A 25,496-nucleotide genomic window follows, 5' to 3' on the forward strand; every position below is an offset into this window, starting at 1 on the left:
TTTTCGCTTCCGTGGGCATACCGCTCCGGCTCGTCCGAACCGTTGACCCACTCATGACAAGCGCTTACCTTTTCGACGTTCGATGTTCGTCATGTCAGATGACTTTCGGTATGCCGAACGGAACGAACGAGCCGAACAGCCCGTGCACGGACCACCTCCCCTCCCCGAGAGGCAGACCGCATGAGCCGCGCCGACGACCTGCCCCACCCCCGCCCCCACCTCCCCGAGCCGTCATCCGCTCCGTCCCCCACGCCCGCCCGCAGGCTGTTGCTGAAGAGCGCCCTCGCCGCAGGCGCCCTGGCCGCCACCACCCCCGCGGCGGCCCACGCGGCCGCCCCCTCCACGCCCGCCGGCAGACCGAAGGCGGCGGCCCCCTACGGGAACCCCCTCGTGCGCAACCGTGCCGACCCGCACATCACCCGTCACACCGACGGCTTCTACTACTTCACCGCCACCGTCCCCGAGTACGACCGGATCGTCCTGCGCCGTTCCCGCACGCTGGCCGGGCTGGGAAGTGCCGCCGAGTCCGTGATCTGGCGGGCCCACCCCACTGGTGACATGGGCGCCCACATCTGGGCGCCGGAGATGCACCGCGTCGCCGGCAAGTGGTACGTCTACTTCGCCGCCGCGCCCGCCGAGGACGTGTGGGCCATCCGCATCTGGGTGCTGGAGAACGCCCACCCCAACCCCTTCCGGGGCACCTGGGTCGAGAAAGGGCGGATCAGGACCGCGTGGGAGACCTTCTCCCTGGACGCCACCACCTTCACCCACCGGGGCACCCGCTACCTCTCCTGGGCCCAGCACGAGCCCGGCATGGACAACAACACCGCCGTCTGGCTCTCCGAGATGTCCGACCCGTGGACCCTGACGGGGCCCCAGGTACGGCTGTCCACACCGGAGTACGGCTGGGAACGCGTCGGCTACAAGGTCAACGAGGGGCCGTACGTGATCCAGCGTCAAGGCCGGGTCTTCATGACGTACTCCGCCAGCGCCACCGACGCCAACTACTGCATGGGTCTGCTCACCGCCCCCGACGACAGCGACCTCATGGACACCGCGAGCTGGTCCAAGTCGCCCGTCCCCGTCTTCACCAGCAACGACACGACCCGGCAGTACGGTCCCGGGCACAGCTGCTTCACCGTCGCCGAGGACGGCCGCACCGACGTCCTCGTCTACCACGCCCGTCAGTACAGGGAGATCAACGGGGACCCGCTCGACGACCCGAACCGCCACACCCGCGTCCAGACCCTCGGCTGGAAGCCGGACGGCACCCCGGACTTCGGCATCCCCGTGGCCGACGGGACCGCGGCGACCAGTGGCACGGGGGTGTGACATGAGACGTCTGTACGCGGTGGTGCTCACCTTCTGCCTCGCCCTCGCCGGCGCCCTCGCCACCGCCGGGCCCGCCCGGGCCGCACCGCAGACGATCGACAACGGCGTCCAGTTCACCGACGTCACCAAAAGCCCCGTGCACGCGCACGGCGGCGGGATCATCAAGGTCGGCGCGTACTACTACTGGTTCGGCGAGCACCGGGGCGACGACAACACCTTCCGGTACGTCGACGCCTACCGCTCCACCGACCTGAAGAACTGGGAGTTCCGCAACCACGTCCTCACCCAGGCCGATGACCCGGAGCTCGCCACCGCCAACATCGAACGCCCCAAGGTCATGTACAACGCGGCCACCGGGAAGTTCGTGATGTGGATGCACAAGGAGAACGGCTCCGACTACAGCGAGGCCCGCGCCGCCGTCGCCGTCTCCGACACCGTGGACGGCGACTACGAGTGGCGGGGCAGCTTCCGCCCGCTGGGGCAGCACATGTCCCGCGACATCACCGTCTTCACCGACACCGACGGCACCGGCTACATGGTCTCGGCCGCCCGCGAGAACTACGACCTGCACGTCTACCGGCTCACCGCCGACCACACCGGCATCGCGAGCCTGGTCGCCAACCCGTGGCCCGGCGGCCACCGCGAGGCGCCGGCCCTGTTCAAGCGGGGCGGCGTGTACTTCATGCTGACGTCCGGCGCCACCGGCTGGAACCCCAACCAGCAGCAGTACGCCACCGCCACCAGCCCCGCCGGCCCCTGGTCGGCGATGCGCGACGTGGGGGACGCGACCGCCTACGGATCGCAGACCGCGTTCGTCCTGCCGGTACAGGGGTCCTCGGGCACGTCCTACCTGTATCTCGGGGACCGCTGGGGCAACTCCTTCGGCGGCAGGGTCAACGACTCCCGGTACGTGTGGCTGCCGCTGACCTTCCCGTCCTCCACCTCGATGTCCCTGTCCTGGTCGCCCGAGATCACCGTCGACACCGCCGCCGGGACGGTCGGCGGGACCTCCGCCACGTACCACACGCTCATCGCCCGGCACAGCGGGAAGTGCGCCGACATCACGAGCCAGTCGCTGTGGCAGGGCGCCCAGCTCAAGCAGTACGACTGCAACGGCGGCGGCAACCAGCGGTTCTGGTTCAAGCCGGCCGGCAACGGCTACCACCGACTCGTCGTGCGCAACAGCTCGTTGTGCCTCCAGGAGAACGCGAGCACCGTCACGCAGGAGAACTGCTCCACCTCCGCCGCGGCCACCGCCCAGCAGTGGTCTGTCTCCGCCACCGGCTCCCACGTGACCCTCACGTCCCGTGCGACCGGCGAATGCCTCGACGTGTCCGGCGGCGCGACCGCCAACTCGGCCGCCCTCATCACGTACACCTGCAACGGAGGGAGCAACCAGCAGTGGACACGCGGGACATGAGAACGCGTCGGAGGCGGACGGCGGAGACCGTCGTCGCGGGAGCCGTGGCGGCCGCGACGGTCGTCGGCGGGCTCGGGCTGTCGTCCGCTCCCGCCGCCGCCCGGACGCGGGACCACAGGCCGGCCCTGGGCATCGAGAACTGCACCGCCACCGCCTGCCACTTCGACCTCCCGCCCGGCACCTACGACGTACAGGTCCGTCTCGGCGGGGAGAGCGCCTCCCGTACCGCCATCGGCGGCGAGACCCGGCGCACGCTGCTCGCGGAGACCACCGCCGGGGCCGGGCAGCGGGTCTCCCGCGGTTTCACCGTCGACGTCCGCACGCCCGAGGGGGAGCCCACCGGGCCCGACGGCAGCCCCGGGCTCGACCTCACCATCGGCGGCGCCGCACCCGCGCTCGCGGACATCCGGGTCACCCCGGCCGCCGACCGGCACACCCGGCAGATCCTCGTCGTCGGCGACTCCACCGCCTGCGACCAGCCCGGCGACCCGTACTCCGGCTGGGGCCAGCAACTGCCCCAGTACCTGCGCAAGGGCGTCTCGGTCGCCAACCACGCGGACTCCGGCGAGAGTACGGTCAGTTATCTGGGGAACCCGCGACTGTGGGACACCGTCCGGTCGTCGATCCGGCCCGGTGACCTCGTCCTCATCCAGCTCGCCCACAACGACAAGACCACCGACGAGGCGACCTACCGGGCCAACCTCGAGACCATGGTGGCGGGCGTGCGGGCCGAGGGCGGTGAACCGGTTCTGGTGACGCCCGTCGTGCGGCGCTGGTTCAACACCGACGGCACCCTGAACAACGACACCGCCCTGCTGGTCAACGGGCTCGGCGTCGACCACCCGGCGGTCGTCCGCGCCGTCGCCTCGGCGGCCGGCGTCCCGCTGATCGACCTCACCGCCAGGACCAGGGCGCTGGTGGAATCCCTCGGCGCGGAGGGCTCCAAGGCGCTCTACCTCTACGACGAGAAACGCGACAACACCCATACCTCCACTCACGGAGCCACACAGTTCGCGGCCCTGGTCCGCGACGAACTCGTCCTCGGGCGTCTGGTGCCCGAGGGCCGGGTCAGGATGGGATGAAGCCCCTGCGGCACCCCGACCGGAACCGGGGTGCCGCAGGCCCCCCTCGCGCCTGTTCCCCGCCCGGCGTACCGCCCACGCGGAAAGCCAGGCGGTGAGCAGGGGCTCCGTACGGGATGAGGCCGACGTCACCGCCTTGGCCGGACGACCCTGGTACGGTTGACGCTTTCGCGGGTATCAGAACCTTCGTACTCATCTCCGGCGAGGGACCGAGGAACCATGGGCATGGACATCCCCGGCGACAAACGGCTGGCGGCAGCGGTCGTGAGGGACGACGAGGGACGCGTACTCCTGGTGCGCCGCAGCGAACACGAGAGGTTCCTGCCCCGGGTGTGGGGCGTCCCGTGCGGCAAGCTCGAACCGGGTGAGAGTGCCCCGGACGGCGCGTTGCGCGAGCTCAAGGAGGAGACCGGCCTGCTCGGCGAGATCGTGCGCAAGGTCGGTGAGTCGTCCTTCCTGAGCGAGTACGCCGGGAACGAGGTCAGGAACCGGCAGGAGAACTTCCTGGTGCGCCCGCTGTCCCGGGACGTCACACTGCCCTCTCCCGACCAGGACCATGTCTGGCTCCGGCAGGGCGAGCTGACCCGCGTCGACATCGACGACTACAACCTGGACATCGTCCGGCAGGCGTTCACGGACTCCTGAGCAGGTCCGCCAGGGAGCCCAGCGACTCGAGATAGGACGGCACGTCCATCGGCACCTTCGGCACCGCCCCCGCGTGCGGGCCGCCCGGAGTGAACACGTCGGTGTGCCGCCGCCGTCGACCGCCCGTCTCCAGGAACAGGGTCACCGTCGGCCCCTGGGTGTCGCACCAGGCGCGGTGCAGGGTGTGCGCCGGCAGGGCGTACGTGCTGCCCGCCGCGTACCGGCCCAGATGCGTCAGCCGCAGCCGCGCCGGACCCGCCGGCTCCAGCAGCCAGTCCGCCGACCCCTCGGCCAGCGACTCCTCGAAGCGGGCGGCCTCGATCCCGGCGTCCCGCGTCCCGGTTCGCCCCGCGTCCCGTCCCCCGGGGACCTCTTCGTACAACTCCGTCCACAGCCTGCCCCGTACGACGTGCGAGGCAAGCGCCGAGCGGTGGTTGTGGATGTCCTCCCGGCCCGTGCCGCCCGCGCCCGCGTGCCACACATGGGCGCGCAGCATGTGCTGCGGGCCGGCGTCGACCAGCAGCAGCTTGTCGAAGCCGAGGGCGTGCCGGTACGACAGCCGGGCGGCCTCCTCGGGATCGCCCTCGCCACAGGCGAGTTCGGCGACCAGCTCCAGGATCCTGTCCGGTGCGCCGAGTTCGTCGACCACCGCGTACGCCGCGGCCACGTGGTCCCGCTCGGGCAAGGTACCGCCCAGTGATGCGGCCAGTGACCGCCGTGCCGCCAGGACCTGCCGGCCACCCATGCGCACTCCGTTTCCTTTGGCTCCCGCCCGTTGACGCGCAGTCCGTACCACGACCACGCACGCGTCAACGGACCGGAGCCGCCTCGTCCGGTCGATAGGTCCACACCGCGTGGGCACGCAGCGCCGTCACGCCTTGGTACGTCATCCACATCGGGCGCCGCAGTTCCGTGCTCTCGCCCCGCGCCCAGGACCAGATGCCGTCCTGCTGCCCGGCCCGCACGCAGGCGGCCGCGCCGTCCAGCAGCTCCCGCCAGGTCTCCTCCAGGCCGTCCTGCCGGGCCACCTCCAGCGAGCCCCGGCACAGCAGGGCGCGCACGACCCAGGACGCCGTGAAGTGCCGTACGTTCAGCACCTCGTGGCGCGCCGGGTCGTCGGGGCGGGGACGGCGTACCTCCTCGCGGCCGTTCTCCAGGTCCCTGCAGACGTGGTGGGGCGCGTCGGGGCAGGACAGCAGCCAGCGCACGCCGTCCTCACGGGCGGCCCGCACCGCCGGGCCCTCCCCCAGGACGCGTGCCGCACGGTCGAGCGCGAGCACCGCCTGCGCGGTGTGCACGGGTGACGGGTGGCCGTACGGCGGGTCGAGCCGGTATCCCCAGCAGCGCAGATGGTCCCGGTGCGGATCGCTCACCGCCCCGTCGACGAGTGCCTCCCGCAGGAGGGGCAGGGCGTCGCAGTCGGGCGCGGCGCGCAGCAGCCCGCGCAGCACCGTAGTCATCACGTGGGTCGACCCGCGGCCCGCGCGGTCGGCGTCATGGGTGAAGGCCGCCGTGCAGAGTTCCACCTCGCGCGCCAGCCGTCCGTCCCGGGGCGTCCCCGCGCGGGCGAGCGCGCCGAGCACCAGCGCGGTCACCTCGGGACGCGCCCGCGTGCCCTGCGACCGTGCCGACCAGCCGCCGTCCGGCAGCCGCAACCGCCAGAGGGTGTCGGCGAGTTCACCGATGGACAGGCGTCCGTCGGCCGTGCCCAGGTCCAGCATGGTCTGCATTCCGTACGCCGTCCCGACCGAGGTGGGGCGGGTCGGGGCGCTCTCGCCCAGCGAGTGCGACCAGCCGACGAGCCGCCCGCGCTCCGGATCGTCGACGACCGACACCTCGTCGACGAGCGTGTCGTGGGTGGCCGCGAAGAGCCGCGGAAGCGGACCGGGAACCCGGTTGCCGGCCGGTGCCCCGGTCGCGGGCCGGGGCACCGGCCGCGGTGCCGCCGCTGCCGCGCGGGCTCGCAGCAGTGCCGCCGCCAGCCACGCGGCGAGCGCGGTGCCGAGACCGCTCACCGAGGCGATCAGATACTTCGCCGCCTCCCCGTCGAGGGAGTCGGGCAGTACCTCGAACAGGAACTGGAACACGGCGTATCCGGCCGCCGCGCATCCGAACCCGCCCAGCCAGCCCACGAACCGGGTCGGCCGAAACGTCCCGGTGTCCGGGCCGGAAGGGGTGGGGTCGTCCGGGGAAGCGGGCCGCGACGAACCGCGGCCGAGCTGCTGTTGGGACAAGGCGTGCTTCATCCCCCTCCCGTTGGGCGGCACAGGACGTCCGCGTTCGTTCCATCCTAGGAAAACGGCTCCGTCTCAACGTCCGTACCGTTGTTTTCGCCGTCCCACACCCGGCACGGCCGCCCGATGCGTGACGGAGGCGTGCGGCACGGTGCCCGCGGCGCCGGGCGGGCACCTCCGGAGCGGAGCGATGCGCCCGTGGTGCGCGACCTGCGGTGTCCGCGCCGCGACCCAGAGCTACGGGGCGGGCGGGTGCGGCGAGCCGCCGCACGTGGGGCATGTGCCGCTCACCCCCACGTCGTGCGACGTTCACGCGGGGCCTCGATCCTCCACACGCGGCGTGGTTACGCCGCGGAAGACAGCCGCCCCCACCGGTGGCATCCAGGAGGCACGCACATGGGACACGGGCACACACACGGCCACGGGCCGCACCATCACCACCACGGAGACGACCAGCGGCACGAGGCGACGACGCCGCTGCCCGCCGCCTTCGACACCTCCGTGCCCGACGAGGCCCTCTCCCCGGAGCAGAAGTCGCGCCGTACCCTCCTGCGCCGGGCCGGGCTGCTCGGTGCCGGCCTCGCGGCCGGCACCGTGCTCTCCACGAGCACCGCGGCCGCCGCCCCCGCCCAGTCCGGTGGAAACAGCCGCGGCAACGGCCGGGGCAAGGGCAAGGGGTTCCTGTGGCTGGCCGGTGACCACCACATCCACACCCAGTACAGCAACGACGGCAAGTACCGCGTCGTCGACCAGGTCCGCCAGGGCGCCAAGCACGGCATGGACTGGCTGGTCATCACCGACCACGGCAATATCACGCACGCCAAGATCGGCGTCGAGAAGGTCAACCCCGACATCAAGGAGGCCCGCGCCGCCCACGAGGACACGCTGGTCTTCCAGGGCCTGGAATGGAACATCCCGGCCGCCGAGCACGGCACCGTCTTCGTCCACCCGGGCCGCAACGAGGTCTCCGTCCTCAAGCAGTTCGAGAACGACTACGACGGCAGCGTGAACGGCACGTCCAACTCCACCCCCGCCAACGAGGCCATTGCCATCGCGGGCCTGGAGTTCCTCGCCGAGCAGGTGAAGCGGCGCAAGATCCAGGACGCCCTGATGCTCGCCAACCACCCGGCGCGCAAGGGCATCGACTCCCCGCACGAGATCCGTGCCTGGCGCGACGCCACGTCGGCGAAGCACCAGATCGCCGTCGGCTTCGAGGGCGCCCCCGGCCACCAGGCGGCCGGTTTGCCGGGGCCCCTCGGCATGGGCCGCGCCCGCGGCATCTACGACGGCAGCCCCGGCGCCAACTCCTTCGCCGGCTACCCGCTGGAGAGCTACCGCACCTGGGGCGGCTTCGACTGGATGACCGCCACCGTCGGCGGACTGTGGGACAGCCTCCTCGCCGAGGGCCGCCCCTGGTGGATCACCGCCAACTCCGACTCCCACCAGGTCTACGCCGACACCGGCGCGCGCGGCACGGGCGGCGACTTCAAGACCGACGGCCGCTACCCGGACCCCGTCTACGGCGGGCAGATCGACGTCACCCAGGGCGACTACTGGCCCGGCCAGTACAGCCGCACCCACGTCGGCGCCGACGGCTTCTCCTACGCCGCGGTCATGGACGGCATCCGCGCCGGCCGCATCTGGGTCGACCACGGCCAGCTCATCAGCGGCCTGGACGTCCGGGTCTCCGGCGGGAGCCGCTGGGCCACCCTCGGCGGCGCGCTGCACGTACGCAAGGGCACCAGGGTCACCCTGACGGCCGACATCGCACTCGCCGGTGGCACCAACTGGGCGGGCTTCATACCGAAGCTGGCCCGCGTGGACGTCATCCAGGGCGACGTCACCGGCCCCGTCGCCGACAAGGACACCTTCACCGCGCCCACCGCGAAGGTCACCCGCTCGTACGACATCGACAAGACGGCCGGCACGGTCCGGGTCACGTACGACCTCGGCCGCGTCGACCGCCCGCTGTACGTCCGGCTGCGCGGCTGTGACGGCAACCGGTCCGCCGTCGGCGCGATGGGCGCGAAGGTCGACCCGGCAGGCCCCGCCATCGACGTCGTCGGTGACGCCGACCCGTGGCGCGACCTGTGGTTCTACTCCAACCCCGTGTGGGTCCTGCCCTCGTGACGCCGTACACCGTCACCGTCGACGCGGGCACCGGGGACCTGCGCGGCGCCGACCACCTGCTCCAGCGGCTGGCAGCCGAACTGGACCTGCCGGAGGGCACGTTCGGCTGTACGCACCTGGTGCGCGGCGACCGCCCGCGTGTCGTCGTCTCCCTGACCCTGCCGTCAAAGCCGCACCTGCGCACCACGTGGGCGCGGCTCACCGCGGCCGGACACGGCGACCTGTCACCCGGCCCGCCCGACGGAGTCGGCCGTGCCGTCCTCTACCCGGGGGCCTCGGCGCTCACCGGCACGACGACGGTCGCCGAACTGCTCGCGGGCTCCGCCATCGACCGCGTGACGGTCCTCGGGGCACCGGGTGAACCCGACCCCGGGACACGGATGGTGACGCGGGACCACGTCCGGCCGCAGTGGCAGGGAGGCGCACTCGTCCTCACCGCCGCGCCCGCCGCCGGCGGCACCCTCGTCCCCTTCGAGTACCCGGACCCCACGCCCTGCTGCGCGGACCACTGACCGGCCCACCCCCGGCCCGCACGCCCACGCCCCCGTGGCGGCCCCGCACCGCCGGGCCGCCACGGGGGCGTTCGGTCGAGTACCCGGACACAGGACTCGCACAGACGTTCCCGTGCCCGGCGGGAGGCGGTCCGCCCGGCTCAGCCGGAATCCGGCCGCCCGGAGAAGACGAACGAGAACTCCGCGGGCTCGGCCCTCAGCACGTACTGCGGGAGCGGGCCCGGACCGCAGGACTGCGAGCCGATGCCGTGCAGGGCGTGGTCGAGGTTCACCCACACCGTGTCACCGGGGACGAGGTCGGTGAGGTGCCGGGCCGCGTCCAGCTGTTCGGTGGTCCAGGGCCTGGCCGTGAACCAGAACTCCGGCTCGCCCTCGATCCGCAGGCCGCCCAGCTCCACCCAGCGTACGTCGGCCCGCGCGCCGTTCTCCTGCGGGCGGACGTAGGGCGTCTGAAGATCCTCGATGCTCGCGTCCCACAGCAGGTCCCTGGACGCGGCCCTGGTGTCCGGATACGCCTCGCCCCCGCCGCCGAACCAGAGGGCGGCGTCCTTTGGGGAGCCCTCCAGCCCGAAGCGGATGCCGAGCCTGGGCAGCGGCACCCGCCAGTCGCCCTCCGGTACGACCGAGACGGTCAGCCGCACGTGCCTGCCGTCGGACGTCCACCGGTACGCCGCCCGCAGCCCCGTCTCCCGGCCGGCGGGCGCCACCCGGGTCCGTACGACCAGGGCGTCGCCGTCCGTCCCGACGGCGACCGTCCGGTGTCGCATGCGGTGCAGGCCCAGCTCACGCCAGAGCAGGCCGTACCGGGTGTCCGACTGCCAGGGCGCGCCGTCGTCGTTGTCGGTCGTCGCCCGCCACACGTCCAGGCGCAGCCCGCTCACCGGAACACCGGCGATCGTGCGCACCGCGCCGGTGCGCGCGTCGAAGGACGCCGGGCCCAGCGTGATCCCGTCCCCCCGGACGGCGGGCCGTACGCCGGTCGCGGCGGCCACGGGGGCGCGAGGGGCCACCGTCCGCTGCGCCCACGCCACTTCGTGGCCACGGCCCGCCCAGTCGGTGTCGTGGGCGAGCAGCGCGCGTACCGTCCACTGGACCTCCTCGCCCTTTCCGTCCGGTGCCTCGGGCAGCTCGACCTCGGCCGACCGGCCGGGGGCCAGCGCGGGCACGGTGAGGCGGTGCGCCCCGGTCGGCAGCCCGTCGATCTGGTAGGAGCTCTCGAACTCCAGATGGGACAGGTCGGCGAAGTCGTACCGGTTGGTCACCCGCACGGTGCCGTCCGCCTCACCGGCCTCGATGCGGACGGGCTCGATCACCTTCTTGTACTCGACCAGCCCCGGCGACGGCGTACGGTCCGGGAACAGCAGCCCGTCGCACACGAAGTTGCCGTCGTGCAGCTCCTCGCCGAAGTCGCCGCCGTACGCGTAGCCGAGCGTGGGGTGCCGTACGCCGTGGTCGATCCACTCCCAGACGAAGCCGCCCTGGAGCCGGTCGTACCGCTCGAACAGGGCCTGGTAGTCGGCGAGTCCGCCGGGGCCGTTGCCCATGGCGTGCGCGTACTCGCAGAGGATCAGCGGGAGTCGACGGCGCCGGCGGGAGCCGCCGTCGAGCCCGCGGGCGATCCGCTCGACCTCGGCGTGCGGCGGGTACATCCGTGAGTGGACGTCCGTGTCACGGCAGTCGATGTCGCCCTCGTAGTGCACCGGACGGGCGGGGTCCCGGGAGTGGATCCAGTCGGCCATCGCGGTCAGGCCGCGGCCGGTGCCCGCCTCGTTGCCGAGCGACCACATCACGACCGACGGGTGGTTCTTGTCCCGCTCGACCATGCGGGCGGCGCGGTCGAGCAGGGCGGGGGTCCAGCGGTCGTCGTCGGCGGGGTTGTCGCGCCAGCCCTGCTCGACGAAGCCGTGGGTCTCCAGGTCGCACTCGTCGACGACCCACAGCCCGTACTCGTCGCACAGGTCGAGGAAGGCGGGGTGCGGCGGGTAGTGGGAGGTGCGGACGGCGTTGACGTTGTGCCGCTTCATCAGCAGCACGTCCTCGCGCATGGTGTCCACGTCGAGAGCGCGGCCCCGCCGGGGGTGCCACTCGTGCCGGTTGACGCCCTTGAAGAGGACCGCCCGGCCGTTGACCTTGAGCAGGCCGTCCTCCAGGGCGACGGTGCGGAACCCCACGCGCAGCGGGACGCGTTCACCTGCCGTGGCGAGCACCCCGCCGTAGAGCCGTGGGGTCTCCGCCGACCAGGGGTCGACCGGCAGCGTCACACTCTCCCCGGTCGCGACGTCGATGCCCAGCTCCGGTACGGTCACCCGCCCGCCGGCACCGGAGTCGGTGTCGACGTCGACGCGCAGGGTGCCCTCGCCGGTGACGTGGTCGTAGGAGGCGTGCACGAAGAAGTCGCCGACGCAGCCCGCCGGCCGGTGCAGCAGTGTCACGTCACGGAAGATGCCGGGCAGCCACCACTGGTCCTGGTCCTCCAGGTACGAACCGGCCGACCACTGGTGGACGCGGACCGCGAGCACGTTCCCGGCGGGCTTCAGCAACGCCCCGACCGCGAACTCGTGCGGCAGTCGCGAACCCTTGAACTCCCCGATGTCCGTGCCGTTCAGCCACACCCGGGCACAGGACTCGACCCCGTCGAAGCGCAGCACGGCGTCGTCCCCCTCGGCCGGGGCGGGCCAGCCCTTCGGCAGGTCGAAGACGCGCAGATGGTCGCCGGTCGGGTTCTCGGTGGGGACGTACGGCGGATCGACGGGGAACGGGTAGAGGTGGTTCGTGTAGACGGGGCCCCCGAAGGCGCCGTCGCCCTGGAGGACCCAGTGGCCGGGGACGGTCACCTCCGCCCAGTCGGCGGCGTCGTAGCCGGGCACGCCGAACGCGTCGTCCTCGGCGTCGGCGGTCGCCGACAGGCGCAGCCGCCACCTGCCGTTCAGGGAAAGGGACGCCGCGTCCGAGGACGCGTACCGGGCACGCGGGGGAAGGGTCCCGCGGCCGGGGGAGACGTCCTCCACGTAGTCGGTCGCCGTGGTGCGCGTGCGCAAAGACATCGGTCTCCTAGGTCAGCCCTTGACGCCGGTCTGCGCGATGCCCTGGACCAGCCAGCGCTGGAGGAACAGGAAGACGCAGACCAGGGGCAGGATGGAAATGGCCGTGGCCATGAAGATCAGATGGAAGTTGACGGTCTGGTTGGTCATGTAGGAGGAGAGGGCGACCTGGACGGTCCAGGCGCTCGGGTCCTGGCCGATGACGAGCGGCCACAGGAAGGAGTTCCAGCCGCTGATGAAGGTGATCGTCGCGATGGCGGCGAAGAAGTTCAGCGAGTTCGGGACGACGACACGCCAGTACGCGCCCCAGTAGCCGAGCCCGTCCACCCGCGCCGCCTCCTCCAGTTCTCTCGGGAACCCCAGGAAGTACTGCCGGAAGAGGAAGCACGTGAAACCACTGAAGAGGCCCGGAATGATCAGACCCCGGTAGCTGTCCACCCAGCCGAGGGACGACACGAGCACGAAACTGGGCACGAAGGTGACCGCCGTCGGCACCATCAGGGTCCCCAGGACGGCGTAGAAGACCTTGCCGGCGTGCCGGTAGGGGATGCGGGCCAGCCCGTATCCGGCGAGCGAACAGACCAGCAGGGTGCCGACCGTGTGCAGTGTTCCGACGACCGCCGAGTTCCACAGCGACCGGGCGAAGTCGACCGTCGGGTCGTCGAACGGCTCGGTGATGTTGCCCCACTGGATGTCCGACGGGAAGAACGTCCACTCCTCGCCGGTGATCTCGGGATCGGTGGACAGGGCGCCTCGGACGATCAGGTAGAAGGGGACCAGGAAGAGGAGCGCGGCGAGGCCGGTCGCGGCGTACAGGCCCGCGGACCCGAGCACACCGGCGCGCGGGCCGCCCCGGCGCGACCGGTTCGGCGCGGGGCCCGCCGTCTTCGGCGTACCGGAAGTCATCTGCCGTCCTCCCCCCGGCCGAAGCCCATGAACCGGCCCTGCAACAGCGTCACCAGGCAGATCAGCAGCGTGAGGATCAGCGCGCCCGCGCTGCCCGCGCCGTAGTCCTGGTTGTCGCCCAGGGCCTTGTAGTACAGCTCGACCAGCGGCGGGCGCCCCCACGTGGTCTTGTTCAGCAGGTTGAAGAACTCGTCGAAGGCCTGGTAGGCGGCCACGAGCAGCAGAAGGACCACGGCCGTCGAGGTCGCGCGCAACTGCGGCAGTGTGATGTACCGGAACGTCTGCCAGCCGGGCCCGGCCCCGTCGATGGCGGCCGCCTCGTACAGCTCGCGCGGGATGTTCTGCAGCGCGGCCAGGAACAGGATCATGTAGAAGCCCGCCTGGAGCCACAGCCGTACGGTCACGATGACCAGCCAGTACCAGGGCGGGTTCGGGTCGGCCAGCCACGCGGTGTCGTCCACCCCGAACACGCCGAGCACGGTGTTCGCCAGACCGAAGCGGACCCCGTTGAAGATGGACATCTTCCAGACGAGCGAGGCGGCGACATAACTCACCGCCGTCGGCAGGAAGAAGACCGAACGGAAGAAGGCCCGCATGAACCGCAGCCGGTTCACCGCGAGCGCGAGCGCCAGCGACAGCGCCCAGGTGGTCGGGACGATGAGCGCCGCGAACACCGTGAAGGTACCGAGGGAGCCCATGAACCGGTCGTCCGTCAGCATGACCCGGTAGTTCTCGAAGCCGGTGAACTCGCTGGGCGTGACGGTGAACCGGGCCTCGAAGAAGGACAGCCACGCGCTCCACAGGATCGGCACGTAGACGAAGATCAGCAGGCCGAGGAGGAAGGGCCCGGTGAACAGCCAGAAGTTGAAGGTGCTGCTGGTCCGCAGTGGCCGCCGCGGCCGGGGGGAGCCCTTGGCCGGGGCGGGGCGGGCGGCACCGCGCGCGGTGGTGGTCGACATCTCGTCGCTGCCCGTCCGCGGTCTATCCGAACAGCTTCTGCAGCTCGCGGTCGACCGTCGTGTCGGCCTTGTCGAGCGCGCTCTGAGGATCACCGCCCTTGCGGACGCAGTCGGCGAGGACGTCCTCCAGGGCGCTGATCATGGCCTGGGTCCAGCCGATGTTGTCGAAGTGCCCGAACTCGTTGAACAGCCTGACACCCTCGGCCGGCAGGCCCGACTTGAGCTTGTCGGCGGACCGGGCGATCGAGGTGCGCGGCGGGATGTGGAAGCCGTAGGAGAGCGCCCAGTCCTCCTGGTACTCCTTCTGGTCGATCCACAGCCACTTCACGTATTCCCTGGCCGCCTCGACGTTCCTGCCCTTCGCGTTGACGAACATCGACCAACCGCCGTTGGTGACCGCCGGTTTGCCCGCTTCGGTGACCTTCGGGAAGGGGAAGATCCCGAGATCCTCACCGAGCGCCTCCTGCATCTGCGGCATCGCCCACATGCCGCACCACTGGATGGCGGTGAGCCCCTGGTTGAGCGCGGAGGGGTCCCAGAAGTCGGTCGGCGCGTCGAGCAGCAGATCACCGCTGGTGAAGAGCTTGCGCAGGGTACGGAAGCCTCCGACCACCGCGTCCGTGTGGTACGCGATCTCGTTCTTCTCGTCGAGGGTGTCGGCGCCGGACGCCCAGATCATCGGGTTGACGACCGGGTGCAGGGTGTTGCCCAGATAGATGCCCTTGACCTTGTCCGTGGTCAGCTCGGCCGCTGTCGCGAGGAGATCGTCGAGTGTGGCGGGGACACCGACACCCGCCTTCTCGAACATCGACTTGCGGTAGAAGAAGAACTGCGGGTCGTCGATCATCCGGACCCCGTAGATCTTCCCGTCGACGGTGTGCGACCGGATGTCGGCCGGGTTGAAGTCGTCCTTCACCGGCTCGACCAGGTCGGTCAGGTCCGCCACCTGGCCGCTCTTGACGAGCTGGATCTGCGGATGGAACTCGAAGACGTCCGGGGCCTTGTCGGTGAGCAGGGAGGCGAACAGCTTGCTCTCGAAGTTGGAGCCCGTGATCCACTGCGTGGCCACGTCGGCCTTCTCGTAGGCCTTGGCGTAGCGCCTGATGGCCTGCTCGGTGCCGGCCTCGCCGTAGGCGTGGAAGTACTGGACCAGGCGCTTGCCCGATCCCGACCCGCCGTCCCGGCCGGTGTTGCCGCCGCACGCGGCGAGCCCGCCGACGGCAGCCAGACCCATGGCCGCCCGCAGTACGGAACGGCGGTCCCAGTGGTGAGTACCCAATGCCGACATGTCGACGTCCTTGTCTCGAGTACGGCTCGAAAGGCAGGTGAGCGGAGCAGGCGCCCCGGGCGGGTGCGGGGAAGTGCGGGCGGCGCCGGCGGTACGGGGCAGTGCACGCGGAGCAGAGGGATCCGCGGTGAACGGCGGACGGCTTCCGGCGATGGTGCGGTGGACGGCGCGGAAAGGCCTTGCGGTGCCGGACGTTAACCTTCGGCCAAGGCTTCGGCAAGGGGTTGGGCAAAGTCCGTACGAAGCGTTGTGTGCCGTTCGGGATGACGAACGGATCGGTGAACGGATCGGTGAACGGGTCGGCCGGGTCCGGGATTCGAGGGTCGGGACGCGGACGGTGCGAGGGACGTCACGGCTCACCGGCGCTGGATCCGCGGGCTCGCGTGGCCGTGTCGGCGCGTGTGCCGGTTCCCTTCCGCGCCGCCTGCAACGCGCCCTCCAGCGCGAACGTCGCCGCGCCCAGGCAGACCGGATCGGTGGGAATCGGGGAGAGCACGATGCGGGTGGCGGCCAGCGGGCGGCGCAGCGCGTGCCGGGTGACGGCCTCACGCACCGCGTCGAGCAGCGGCTCGCCGAACGCGGCCGCGACCCAGCTGCTGAGCACGACCACCTCCGGGTTGAACAGGTTGATCAGGTCGGCGATCCCGGCACCGAGGTAACGGGCTGTCTTCTCGAGGACCTCGACCGCCACCGGGTCGCCCGAGGCCACCCCCCGTGCCAGGGCGTCGACGGTCGCCGTCTGGTCGTCGGGACGCAGCAGCGGACTGTGCGGACTCACCTCCCGCAGGTTCAGCATGATCCCCGGCGCCCCGGTGTACGTCTCGACGCAGCCGTGATTGCCGCAGTGGCAGGGACGCCCGTCCAGGACGAGCGTGGTGTGCCCCCACTCGCCGGCACTGTTGCTGACCCCACGGTGCACGCCGCCGCCCAGCACGAGCCCGGCGCCCACCCCGGTCCCGAGGTTGACCACCACCGCGTCACCGCGCCCGCGCGCCGCCCCGAACCACAGCTCGGCCACCGCGCAGGCACGCAACGGGTTGTCCAGGTACAGCGGGTGGGGGATCCGCTCGGCGAGCAGGTCCAGCAGCGGCACGTCGTGCCAGTCCCAGTTCGGCGCGTACTCGGAGACACCCGTGGCACGGTCCACCTGGCCCGGCACGCTCACCCCGGCCCCGAGCACCCGCGCGGACTCGATCCCGGCCCGTTCCACCACCGAGCCGACCGCCGACGCCACATGGCCCACGACCCGCTCGGGCCGGTTCTCGCCGGGGCGCATCTCCTCGCCGGCGCGGGCCAGCACGTTCAGCGCGAGGTCGAACAGCTCGACCCGGACGTACGTCTCGGCGAGGTCGACGCCGATCAGGACGCCGCCCGCCGCGTCGACGGCCACCAGACCGCGCGGACGTCCGCCGGCCGAGTCCTCGAAACCGACCTCGACGATCATGCCGAGGCCGAGCAGTTCGCCGACGAGGGTGGCCACCGTGGCGAGACTGAGCCCGGTGGCGGCCGCCAGCTCCTGCCGTGAGGTGGGGGACTCGGCGATGATCTGGCGCAGCACCTCGTAGCGGTTGGCGGTACGGATGTCCCGCGAGGTGCGCTTCACCGGAGGTGCCCCCATCCCTGCAGTGCCCGCACTGCCGTGCCGGGCGGCGTCGGCACCGGCGCGCGGCAAGGCTATGGCCGGCGCCGACGTTCGACAAGGGGTTCGGAAAGGGGCTGTACGAAGTCGGGGGGCGGGGCGAGTCGGGGACCGGGGTGCGGTCAGTCGCCCAGGACGTCCCGCACGAACGCGTTGCTGAACTTGCCCGCCGGGTCCAGTGACCGGGCCAGGGCCCGGAAGTCGCCGAGCCGCGGATAGAGGGCGCGCAGCTTCGCCGCCGGGGTGGTGAACACCTTCCCCCAGTGCGGTCGCGCGTCGAAGGGGGCCAGGGCCTCCTCCAGCCGCCGGACCACGGGCAGTACGGCGGGCGTGTCCGCGACCCAGGTGAAGTGGGCGGCCACGGTGTCCCGGTCGTAGGAGGGGCTGAGCCACTGGCCGTCGGCGGCCACGGTCCGCACCTCGCAGGTCTGCAGTACGGGGGAGATCGTCTCCCGGATGCTGTCGATCGTATGCAGCATGTCGACGGCGAACCGGCGCGGCAGCAGATACTCCGACTGCAGCTCCTCGCCGCTGCTGGGGGTGAACTCCGCGCGGAAGTGCGGCAGCCGCTCGTGCCAGGACCCCGGCACGCCGAACTGGTCCGTGCAGTTGATCGCCGGCATGCCCGGCACGGGGTGCAGCTTCTCGGTCGCGGGCGGCGCCCAGGGGAAGTCCGGCAGCGGTTGGTCCGTACGCCGCTTCACCCACACCTGCCGGAACCCCGGCGCCCTCCAGTCGGTGAACAGGCTCACGCTGTACGCGGCCGACATCACCGTCTCGAAGAGAGGGGAGTCCAGCCCGGCCAGCGGCAGCTCGGTGAACAGGTGCTGCTCGACGTCGAACGCCGGCTCCAGGTCCAGGGTGATCGCCGTGACGACGCCCAGCGCCCCGAGCGAGGTGACCGCGCCGCCGAACCGGCCCTCGTCCCCACGGCCGATCCGTACCGTCGAACCGTCCGCCGTGACCAGCTCCACCTCGCGCACCGCCGACGAGAGCGGACCGTTGCCGACCCCGGAGCCGTGCGTGCCGGTGGCTACCGAACCGGCCACCGAGATGTGCGGGAGCGACGCCATGTTCGGCAGCGCGAGCCCTCGCTCGTGCACGCGGTGGGCCAGCTCCGAGTACCGCACGCCGCCGCCCACCCGTACCGCCCGGGCCGCCGTGTCCACGTCGATCTGCGCGGGCAGGCCCTCGAGCGAGAGCAGGACGCCGGCCTCGCCCGGCTCGGCGATCCCGTTGAAGGAGTGCCCGCTGCCCAGAGCCCGCACCCGGCTGCTCCCGGCGACCAGCGCGCGCAGCGCGTCCAGGGTGTGCGGGCGGTGCAGCTCCTTGGCGGCGTACGTGATGTTGCCCGCCCAGTTGGTCACGGTCCCGGTCATCGGTCGTCCTTCCCCGAGGTGCGGGGCCGAAGAGGCCCCCGCCGGAATTTATCGCGAGCCCCGGGGTACGTGTCGCCCGGCCCGCCTTCCCGCTTCCCGCGGGGGCGCGTACGGGGCGCCGCACGGCACCGAAGCCCACCGGGCGGCCCGCAGACGTACTGTCTTTGCAGGTCCGGGGAGTGCTCCGCGTCACGTCGGGGCCCCCGGCACCACGGACCGACGGGCAGGGGCATACCGTGAGGAGTCGTACGTCCGAGCCGGGAGTCGTACGTCCGAACCGGAAGGAGACACGGGATGGGCAGCGGCAGCCGTACCGCGCTGGTCGAGGATCTGATGGAGCGGTTCCCGCACGTGCCGCGCGAGGCCGTCTTCAAGGAGGACCTGCTCCGGGGCGGGGTCGCCTTCGACCCGTCCGCCCTCAGCGACAACGAGGGCGGTGAGGTCAAACCGAAGTCGTACTTCATCTTCTCCTTCGACCACGGCACGCTGCCCGAGCTGGGCGAGGCCGCGCTCCGGCGCCCGCCCGAGGAGATCATCCTCACCGGCGGCCCCTACGACCTGCGCCGCACCGTCGTCTCCGTGAGGGTGAACCCGGCCTCCCCCTACCGGGTCGCCGCGGACGAGGACGGGGTCCTCGGCCTCTACCTCGACGGGAAGCGCATCTCGGACGTCGGCGTGCCGCCAATGCCCGAGTACTACCGGCACACCCTCTCCAACGGGAAGTCCGTCATGGAGGTCGCCCCCACGATCCAGTGGGGGTACCTGATCTACCTGACCGTCTTCCGGGTCTGCCAGTACTTCGGCGCCAAGGAGGAGTGCCAGTACTGCGACATCAACCACAACTGGCGCCAGCACAAGGCGGCCGGCCGCCCCTACACCGGGGTCAAGGACGTCGAGGAGGTCCTCGAGGCGCTGGAGATCATCGACCGGTACGACACGGCGAAGGCGTCCACCGCCTACACGCTGACCGGCGGCGCGATCACCAGGACGGTCGCCGGCCGTGACGAGGCCGACTTCTACGGCCACTACGCCAAGGCCATCGAGGAGCGCTTCCCCGGTCGCTGGATCGGCAAGGTCGTCGCCCAGGCGCTGCCCAGGGACGACGTGCAGCGCTTCAAGGACTACGGCGTGCAGATCTACCACCCCAACTACGAGGTGTGGGACCGCCGCCTGTTCGAGCTGTACTGCCCCGGCAAGGAGCGCTACGTCGGCCGCGACGAGTGGCACAAGCGCATCCTGGACTCCGCGGACGTCTTCGGCGCGCGCAACGTGATCCCGAACTTCGTGGCAGGCGTGGAGATGGCCGAGCCCTTCGGCTTCACCACGGTCGACGAGGCCATCGCCTCCACCACCGAGGGCCTGCGTTTCTTCATGTCGCACGGCATCACGCCCCGCTTCACCACCTGGTGCCCCGAGCCGACGACCCCGCTGGGCAAGGCCAACCCGCAGGGCGCGCCGCTGGAGTACCACATCCGGCTGCTCGAGGCCTACCGCGCCACGATGGACGACTTCGGCCTGTCCTCGCCCCCCGGCTACGGTGAGCCCGGGCCGGGGCGCGCGGTGTTCTCCGTCAGCTCCTTCATGGACAGCCTCCCGGCGCAGGAGCCCGTCGAGGCGTGAGACGCACGAGGGCCGAGAGCGCCTGAGAGGAAAACGGGAGAGCGGAGAACGGGGAAGGCCGGAACCGAGACGTTCCGGCCTTCCTTGCGTATCCTCCGGCGGGAGGCGTGGGCGGGGGCGCGCACGCCTCCCGCCGTGCCGCCCGAAGCGGAGACAGCGCTTGTCAGTTGTGTCGAGATCGTGAAAAGCTCGTCCATCGCCCCGAGGGTTTCCCCAACTGCGCTTAAAAAAATGGCGAGTTGACCTCGTTCGTGGATGCAGGAGACTCATGCCCGACCTGCCGGCCCCTCAGGACGCCACCGAGGCGGCACTGTTCTCCGAGTGCTGGGACGCGGTGCTCTCGTACGCCGATCTCTGCACGGCCGGCTCCACCGCCGCCGCGCAACTCGCGCGCGAGGCGTTCGCACAAGGCATACGGGAGGTGCGCGAGGCGGAGGCGAGCACCGTGCGCGGCACCGGCCGTCGCTCCTCCAGACTGCCGCGAATACCCCTGCTGCTGGCCGCCGTCCGCGCCACTGCCGCGGGCTGGGAGGACATCGGGCAGGGGCACCGGCTCGATCCGGACCTGAGGTTGTGGCTCCACTCGGACAAGGCCGCCCGCTACACCGGCCCGCCGCTGAGCCGCCCGATCGCCCTGCGCGGACTGCGCGATCTGCAGCAGGCCGACGCCGAGCTCCTCTGGCTGGCCGAGGCGGAGTCCCTGCCGCTGCCCCTGGTGGCCCGCCGGCTCGGCCTCGACCCCGCCACCGCCGCGGACGAACTCACCCAGGTCCGCCGCCTGTTCCGGGACCGCTGCCACCGCAACCACCTCGACTCCCCGATGGACGCGCAATGCCGCAGCTACGCCCGGCTGCTGGACGCCGTCACCCGCTCGCCCGCGGCCGAGACCCCCGACGACCTGTCCCGGCACCTCGCCGTCTGCGTGCAGTGCGCCGAGGCCGCGGCCTGCCTGCGGCTGCACGGCGGCGGACTGCCCGTCGCGCTCACCGGCGGGGTCATCGGCTGGGGCGGCCTCGCCTACCTGGAGCGCCGCCGCCGCGCGGCCGAGGCCCGCCTCGGCCCCGGCCGCCCCGACGGACCCGGCGTGGGCGGAGCCGGGGCCGGCGCGTCGGAGCGGGCGCGCGTCGTCCGCAACCGGCTGATGGCCGCCGCCGTCCTGGTGTCGGGAGCCGCGCTCGCCGTCTCCCTGACGCAGTTCGGCGGAGCGGAGGAAGACGGCGCGACCCGCCCCGACGCCGACCGCCGGGCGGTGGCCGACCCGAATGCGTACCCGCCCGCGGGCCCCGGCGCAGTCCCACCCGCCGCGGCCTCCGGCGCCGCACCCACCGACCCCCGCACACCCCCCGCCGGCGGACGCGCCCCGGACCGGTCGGCCACCGGCACCGGCCCCGGCTCCGCCCCCCACCCCGACCCCGAACCGCAGGGCAGCACCTCCGCCACGGCCTCCCCGCCCCGGACCACCGCGCCCGGCAAGCCGGCCGTCTGCCATGCCACGTACGACCGGGGCAACCAGTGGCCCGACGGCTTCCAGGCCACCATGACCGTCACCACGACAGAGCCCCTCGAATCCTGGCGCGTCGCCTTCACCTTCCAAGACGGCCAGCGCGTGACCCAGATGTGGGACGCCGAAGCGAGCCAGAAGGGCTCCCGCGTCACCGCCACCCCCGCCGACTACAACAAGAGGGTCCCCGCCGGCGGAAAACTGGCTTTCGGCTTCCTCGCCTCCTGGACCGGCGAGAACTCCCCGCCCACCGACGTCACCCTCAACGGCAGCTCCTGCGCGAGCGGGTGACGGGGCCCAAAGGCGCCCGTACCGGATGGCGCGGTGCGGCGGGCACGGAAAAAGGGTGGCTGCCCGGCTGACCGGCGCTCTACTCTGGGCGCGGAAGTGAGCAGGGCCGTTGGCCGCTGCTGTCGTTGGTGCGTGTGTGCCGAAAGGGAGGTGTGACCGATGGCTGTCTCCGCGATGGGTGCTGTCTGCATCCGGACGTTCGTTCATCCCACCTCCGTGGCCCTCGGCTGACACCTCTTCTTCTGCCGCGCCTGTGATGCGCGGTGCCGGGGCCGCCCTTCGAAGGGTTTCCCTTGAACCTCTCCTCTTCTCCGTCCGCTTCCCCGCATCCTCTCGCTCCCCTCGGCTGGGACGAGGGGTGGGAGGCCGCGTTCTCCTCGTACGGCGCGCAGGGGCTGCTGCCCGGCCGTGTGGTGCGGGTCGACCGTGGGCAGTGCGATGTCGTCACCGGTGACGGGACCGTGCGGGCCGACACCGCGTTCGTCACTCCGCACGACCCCCTGCGGGTCGTGTGCACCGGGGACTGGGCCGCCGTCGACCCGGACGGGGGCACGCCGAGGTATGTGCGGGCCTGCCTTCCGCGGCGTACCGCCTTCGTGCGGTCCACCTCGTCCAAGCGGTCCGAGGGACAGATCCTCGCCGCCAACGTGGACCACGCCGTCATCGCCGTCTCGCTCGCCGTCGAGCTGGACCTGGCCCGGATCGAGCGGTTTCTCGCGCTCGCCTGGGAGTCCGGGGCTCAGCCGGTGGTCGTGCTCACCAAGGCCGACCTCGTGCCGGACGCGGTGACGCTGGCGCACCTGGTCCAGGACGTGGAGACCAGCGCGCCCGGCGTGCCGGTACTCGCCGTCAGCGCGCAGGGCGGGGAGGGGCTCGACGTTCTCACCGCCGTCGCCGCCGGGGGTACGTCCGTCCTGATCGGCCAGTCCGGCGCCGGGAAGTCCACCCTCGCCAACGCGCTCCTCGGCGAGGACGTGATGGACGTACGGGCCACCCGTGACGTCGACGGCAAGGGCCGGCACACCACCACCACCCGCAACCTGCTTGCCCTGCCCGGCGGGGGCGTCCTCATCGACACCCCGGGCCTGCGGGGCGTCGGCCTCTGGGACGCCGGCAGCGGTGTCGGCCAGGTGTTCTCCGAGATCGAGGAGTTCGCCGGGGGCTGCCGCTTCCACGACTGCGCCCACGAGAGCGAGCCGGGCTGCGCCGTCCTCGAGGCCATCGAGACCGGCGCCCTCCCACAACGCCGCCTCGAGAGCTACCGCAAGCTGCTCCGCGAGAACCGGCGCATCGTCGCCAAGACCGACGCACGCCTCCGCGCCGAGATCCGCAAGGACTGGAAGCGGAAGGGGGCGATCGGCAGGGCCGCCATGGAGGCGAAGAGGGGCGGCGACAGCCGCCGGCGGTAACACCGGTCACAGGTTGCCCGCCCGGGCTCCGGCAGCGGCCGTCCGCGGACGCCCGGGCGGCCGCTCCCCCTTCCGCCCTTCGTGTCCGATTTCCGCCAGCCGGGGCCCTCCGGCCGGAGGAGACTGGACGGCGTGATGGACGAGGACAGCAGGTACGAGGCGGTGCGCAGCCGGGACGGGCGGTTCGACGGGGCGTTCTTCTTCGCCGTCGGGACCACCGGGATCTACTGCCGTCCCAGCTGCCCCGCGATCACGCCCAAGCGACGCAACGTGCGGTTCTTCCCGACCGCCGCCGCCGCGCAGGGCGCCGGGTTCCGTGCCTGCCGGCGGTGCCGTCCGGACGCCGTTCCCGGCTCCGCCGAGTGGAACGTACGCGCCGACGTCGTGGGCCGGGCCATGCGGCTGATCGCCGACGGCGTCGTCGACCGCGAAGGCGTCGCCGGACTGGCCGCCCGGCTCGGCTACAGCGCCCGCCAGGTGCAGCGCCAGCTCACCGGTGAACTCGGCGCCGGGCCCGTCGCGCTCGCCCGGGCGCAGCGCGCGCACACCGCGCGCGTGCTCCTCCAGACCACCACGCTCCCGGTCACCGGGATCGCCTTCGCCGCCGGGTTCGCCAGCGTGCGGCAGTTCAACGAGACCGTCCGGGCCGTGTACGCCGCCACCCCCAGTGAACTGCGTGCCGCCGCGCCACGGGGCGGCCGGGCCGGCCACCGCACCGCCACCCCCACCGCCGGTATCCCCCTGCGCCTCGCCCACCGCGGCCCGTACCAGCCCGGACCCGTCTTCGACCTGCTGGAACGCGAGGCCGTCCCGGGCGTCGAGGACGTCACCGGCACCCCGGGCACCCGCACCTACCGGCGCACACTCCGGCTTCCGTACGGCACCGGCACCACCGCCGTCGACGAACACCCCGGAGCCGCCCGCACCGGCTCCGGCGCCCGCCCCGGCGGCTGGCTCGACGCCCGGATCCACCTCACCGACCTCCGCGACCTGAGCACCGCCGTACAGCGGCTGCGCCGCCTGTTCGACCTGGACGCGGACCCGTACGCCGTCGACGCACGGCTCGGCGCCGACGCACGGCTCGCCCCGCTGGTCGCCGCCCGGCCGGGGCTGCGCTCGCCGGGCACCGCCGACCCCGCCGAACTCGCCGTACGGGCCCTGGTGGGCCGCGACGAGGCCGCACGGCTGGTCCAGCGGTACGGCAAGACGCTCGACGCCCCCTGCGGCACCCTCACCCACCTCTTCCCCGAACCGGCCGTCCTCGCCGACGCCGAACCCAAAGGCCCCCTGGGCGCGCTCACCGCCGCCCTCGCCGACGGCGCCGTGCGGCTCGACCCCGGCGCCGACCGGGACGAGGCCGCGGGTGCCCTGACCGGCGTTCCGGGCCTGGACGTCCGTACCATCGCCGAGATCCTCACCCGTGCGCTCGGCGACCCGGACGTGGCCCCGCCCGGTTCCGACCTGCCCGACAACTGGCGCCCTTGGCGCTCATACGCCCTGAACCACCTGCGTGCGGCAGGGGAGTTGGAGTACTCATGAACACGACCACGACCACGACCACGAACGCGACCACGAGCACGACGGTGCACGGCCTGGTCGGTACAGGTGCAGGCACGGACACGTACTGGACCAGCGTCGACAGTCCCCTCGGGGAGCTGCTTCTCACCGCCGGCCCGGACGGGGCGCTGACCTCGCTCTCCGTGCCCGGGCAGAAGGGCGGGCGCAGTGTGCGGGCGACCTGGCGGCAGGATCCGGGTCCGTTCCGTGCGGCCGGGGAGCAGCTCGCCGCGTACTTCGCCGGTGAGCTCAAGGACTTCCGGCTGCCGCTGCACACCGTCGGCACCTCCTTCCGGCAGAAGGTCTGGGCCGCGCTCGGCGACGTCCCCTACGGGGCGACCGTCTCGTACGGCGAGATCGCCGCGCGAATCGGCGCCTCCAGGGCCGCCGTACGGGCCGTCGGCGGGGCGATCGGCGCGAATCCGCTGCTGATCGTGCGCCCCTGCCACCGGGTGATCGGCGCCGACGGGACGCTGACCGGGTACGCGGGCGGCCTGGACCGCAAGGTCCGCCTGCTCACCCACGAAGGAGCACTGCGGCCGTAGCCGCGG

General features: G+C 72.2%; 19 protein-coding genes. 11 read left to right on the top strand and 8 right to left on the bottom strand.

Annotated features, from left to right (window positions below; translation table 11 throughout):
- Positions 1-180: 180 nt before the first annotated feature.
- The 4 genes from ACWZEH_RS28710 to ACWZEH_RS28725 all read left to right on the top strand — a co-directional run bounded on the left by ACWZEH_RS28710 (position 181) and on the right by ACWZEH_RS28725 (position 4,479).
- Positions 181-1,332, top strand: coding sequence for a glycoside hydrolase family 43 protein (locus tag ACWZEH_RS28710; protein WP_456193971.1), 1,152 nt, complete (start codon positions 181-183; stop codon positions 1,330-1,332).
- 1 nt (position 1,333) lies between these two features.
- The gene (locus tag ACWZEH_RS28715; RefSeq protein ID WP_456193972.1) at positions 1,334-2,752 is read left to right on the top strand and encodes an RICIN domain-containing protein; all 1,419 of its coding nucleotides are present in this window, start codon (positions 1,334-1,336) and stop codon (positions 2,750-2,752) included.
- Positions 2,749-3,834 (top strand): rhamnogalacturonan acetylesterase, encoded by a 1,086-nt coding sequence (locus ACWZEH_RS28720; protein ID WP_456193973.1) that lies wholly within the window; start codon positions 2,749-2,751, stop codon positions 3,832-3,834. The genes ACWZEH_RS28715 and ACWZEH_RS28720 overlap by 4 nt, the downstream gene beginning before the upstream one ends.
- 225 nt (positions 3,835-4,059) lie before the next feature.
- Positions 4,060-4,479 (top strand): NUDIX hydrolase, encoded by a 420-nt coding sequence (locus ACWZEH_RS28725; RefSeq protein ID WP_456193974.1) that lies wholly within the window; start codon positions 4,060-4,062, stop codon positions 4,477-4,479.
- Here ACWZEH_RS28725 and ACWZEH_RS28730 read toward each other — a convergent pair.
- Entirely contained in the window at positions 4,466-5,224 is a 759-nt protein-coding gene (locus tag ACWZEH_RS28730) for a hypothetical protein (RefSeq protein WP_456193975.1), read from the bottom strand. The genes ACWZEH_RS28725 and ACWZEH_RS28730 overlap by 14 nt on opposite strands.
- Positions 5,225-5,288: 64 nt before the next feature.
- Positions 5,289-6,725, bottom strand: coding sequence for a hypothetical protein (locus ACWZEH_RS28735; RefSeq protein WP_456193976.1), 1,437 nt, complete (start codon positions 6,723-6,725; stop codon positions 5,289-5,291).
- 384 nt (positions 6,726-7,109) lie between these two features.
- On the opposite strand from ACWZEH_RS28735, the gene ACWZEH_RS28740 reads away from it, so the two are divergent.
- Both ACWZEH_RS28740 and ACWZEH_RS28745 read left to right on the top strand, forming a co-directional pair.
- Positions 7,110-8,843 (top strand): PHP domain-containing protein, encoded by a 1,734-nt coding sequence (locus ACWZEH_RS28740; protein WP_456193977.1) that lies wholly within the window; start codon positions 7,110-7,112, stop codon positions 8,841-8,843.
- Complete coding sequence (locus tag ACWZEH_RS28745) at positions 8,840-9,355, top strand: hypothetical protein (protein ID WP_456193978.1); 516 nt, start codon at positions 8,840-8,842, stop codon at positions 9,353-9,355. Before ACWZEH_RS28740 ends, ACWZEH_RS28745 begins: the two co-directional genes overlap by 4 nt.
- Before the next feature lie 140 nt (positions 9,356-9,495).
- Here ACWZEH_RS28745 and ACWZEH_RS28750 read toward each other — a convergent pair whose 3' ends face one another.
- The 6 genes from ACWZEH_RS28750 to ACWZEH_RS28775 form a co-directional block, all read right to left on the bottom strand.
- Complete coding sequence (locus ACWZEH_RS28750; RefSeq protein ID WP_456193979.1) at positions 9,496-12,399, bottom strand: glycoside hydrolase family 2 TIM barrel-domain containing protein; 2,904 nt, start codon at positions 12,397-12,399, stop codon at positions 9,496-9,498.
- Positions 12,400-12,411: 12 nt separating this feature from the next.
- Positions 12,412-13,302, bottom strand: coding sequence for a carbohydrate ABC transporter permease (locus ACWZEH_RS28755; protein WP_456193980.1), 891 nt, complete (start codon positions 13,300-13,302; stop codon positions 12,412-12,414).
- A complete protein-coding gene (locus ACWZEH_RS28760) occupies positions 13,299-14,261 on the bottom strand; it encodes a carbohydrate ABC transporter permease (RefSeq protein WP_456193981.1) in 963 nt (320 codons plus the stop codon). Before ACWZEH_RS28760 ends, ACWZEH_RS28755 begins: the two co-directional genes overlap by 4 nt.
- Before the next feature lie 22 nt (positions 14,262-14,283).
- Positions 14,284-15,549: an ABC transporter substrate-binding protein gene (locus ACWZEH_RS28765; protein WP_456193982.1), complete on the bottom strand. Its 1,266-nt coding sequence runs from the start codon at positions 15,547-15,549 to the stop codon at positions 14,284-14,286.
- A gap of 349 nt (positions 15,550-15,898) precedes the next feature.
- Positions 15,899-17,167: an ROK family transcriptional regulator gene (locus ACWZEH_RS28770; protein ID WP_456193983.1), complete on the bottom strand. Its 1,269-nt coding sequence runs from the start codon at positions 17,165-17,167 to the stop codon at positions 15,899-15,901.
- Between the two features lie 143 nt (positions 17,168-17,310).
- Positions 17,311-18,567, bottom strand: a complete 1,257-nt coding sequence (locus ACWZEH_RS28775) for an FAD-binding protein (RefSeq protein WP_456193984.1) — start codon at positions 18,565-18,567, stop codon at positions 17,311-17,313.
- A gap of 294 nt (positions 18,568-18,861) precedes the next feature.
- Here ACWZEH_RS28775 and ACWZEH_RS28780 point away from each other — a divergent pair, with 294 nt between their 5' ends.
- The 5 genes from ACWZEH_RS28780 to ACWZEH_RS28800 all read left to right on the top strand — a co-directional run bounded on the left by ACWZEH_RS28780 (position 18,862) and on the right by ACWZEH_RS28800 (position 25,490).
- A complete protein-coding gene (locus ACWZEH_RS28780) occupies positions 18,862-20,187 on the top strand; it encodes a radical SAM protein (RefSeq protein WP_266074809.1) in 1,326 nt (441 codons plus the stop codon).
- A 268-nt stretch (positions 20,188-20,455) separates the two neighbouring features.
- On the top strand, positions 20,456-21,979 hold the full coding sequence (locus ACWZEH_RS28785) for a cellulose binding domain-containing protein (RefSeq protein WP_456193985.1): 1,524 nt from the start codon (positions 20,456-20,458) through the stop codon (positions 21,977-21,979).
- 293 nt (positions 21,980-22,272) lie between these two features.
- Positions 22,273-23,388, top strand: a complete 1,116-nt coding sequence (gene rsgA, locus ACWZEH_RS28790) for a ribosome small subunit-dependent GTPase A (RefSeq protein WP_456193986.1) — start codon at positions 22,273-22,275, stop codon at positions 23,386-23,388.
- A gap of 135 nt (positions 23,389-23,523) precedes the next feature.
- Positions 23,524-24,927 carry a bifunctional transcriptional activator/DNA repair enzyme AdaA gene (locus tag ACWZEH_RS28795; protein WP_456199884.1) on the top strand — a complete coding sequence of 468 codons (1,404 nt, stop codon included), beginning with the start codon at positions 23,524-23,526 and terminating at the stop codon, positions 24,925-24,927.
- On the top strand, positions 24,924-25,490 hold the full coding sequence (locus tag ACWZEH_RS28800; protein ID WP_456193987.1) for a methylated-DNA--[protein]-cysteine S-methyltransferase: 567 nt from the start codon (positions 24,924-24,926) through the stop codon (positions 25,488-25,490). Before ACWZEH_RS28795 ends, ACWZEH_RS28800 begins: the two co-directional genes overlap by 4 nt.
- Positions 25,491-25,496 lie beyond the last annotated feature (6 nt).

The sequence above is a fragment of the Streptomyces yamdrokensis genome, from assembly GCF_053890455.1.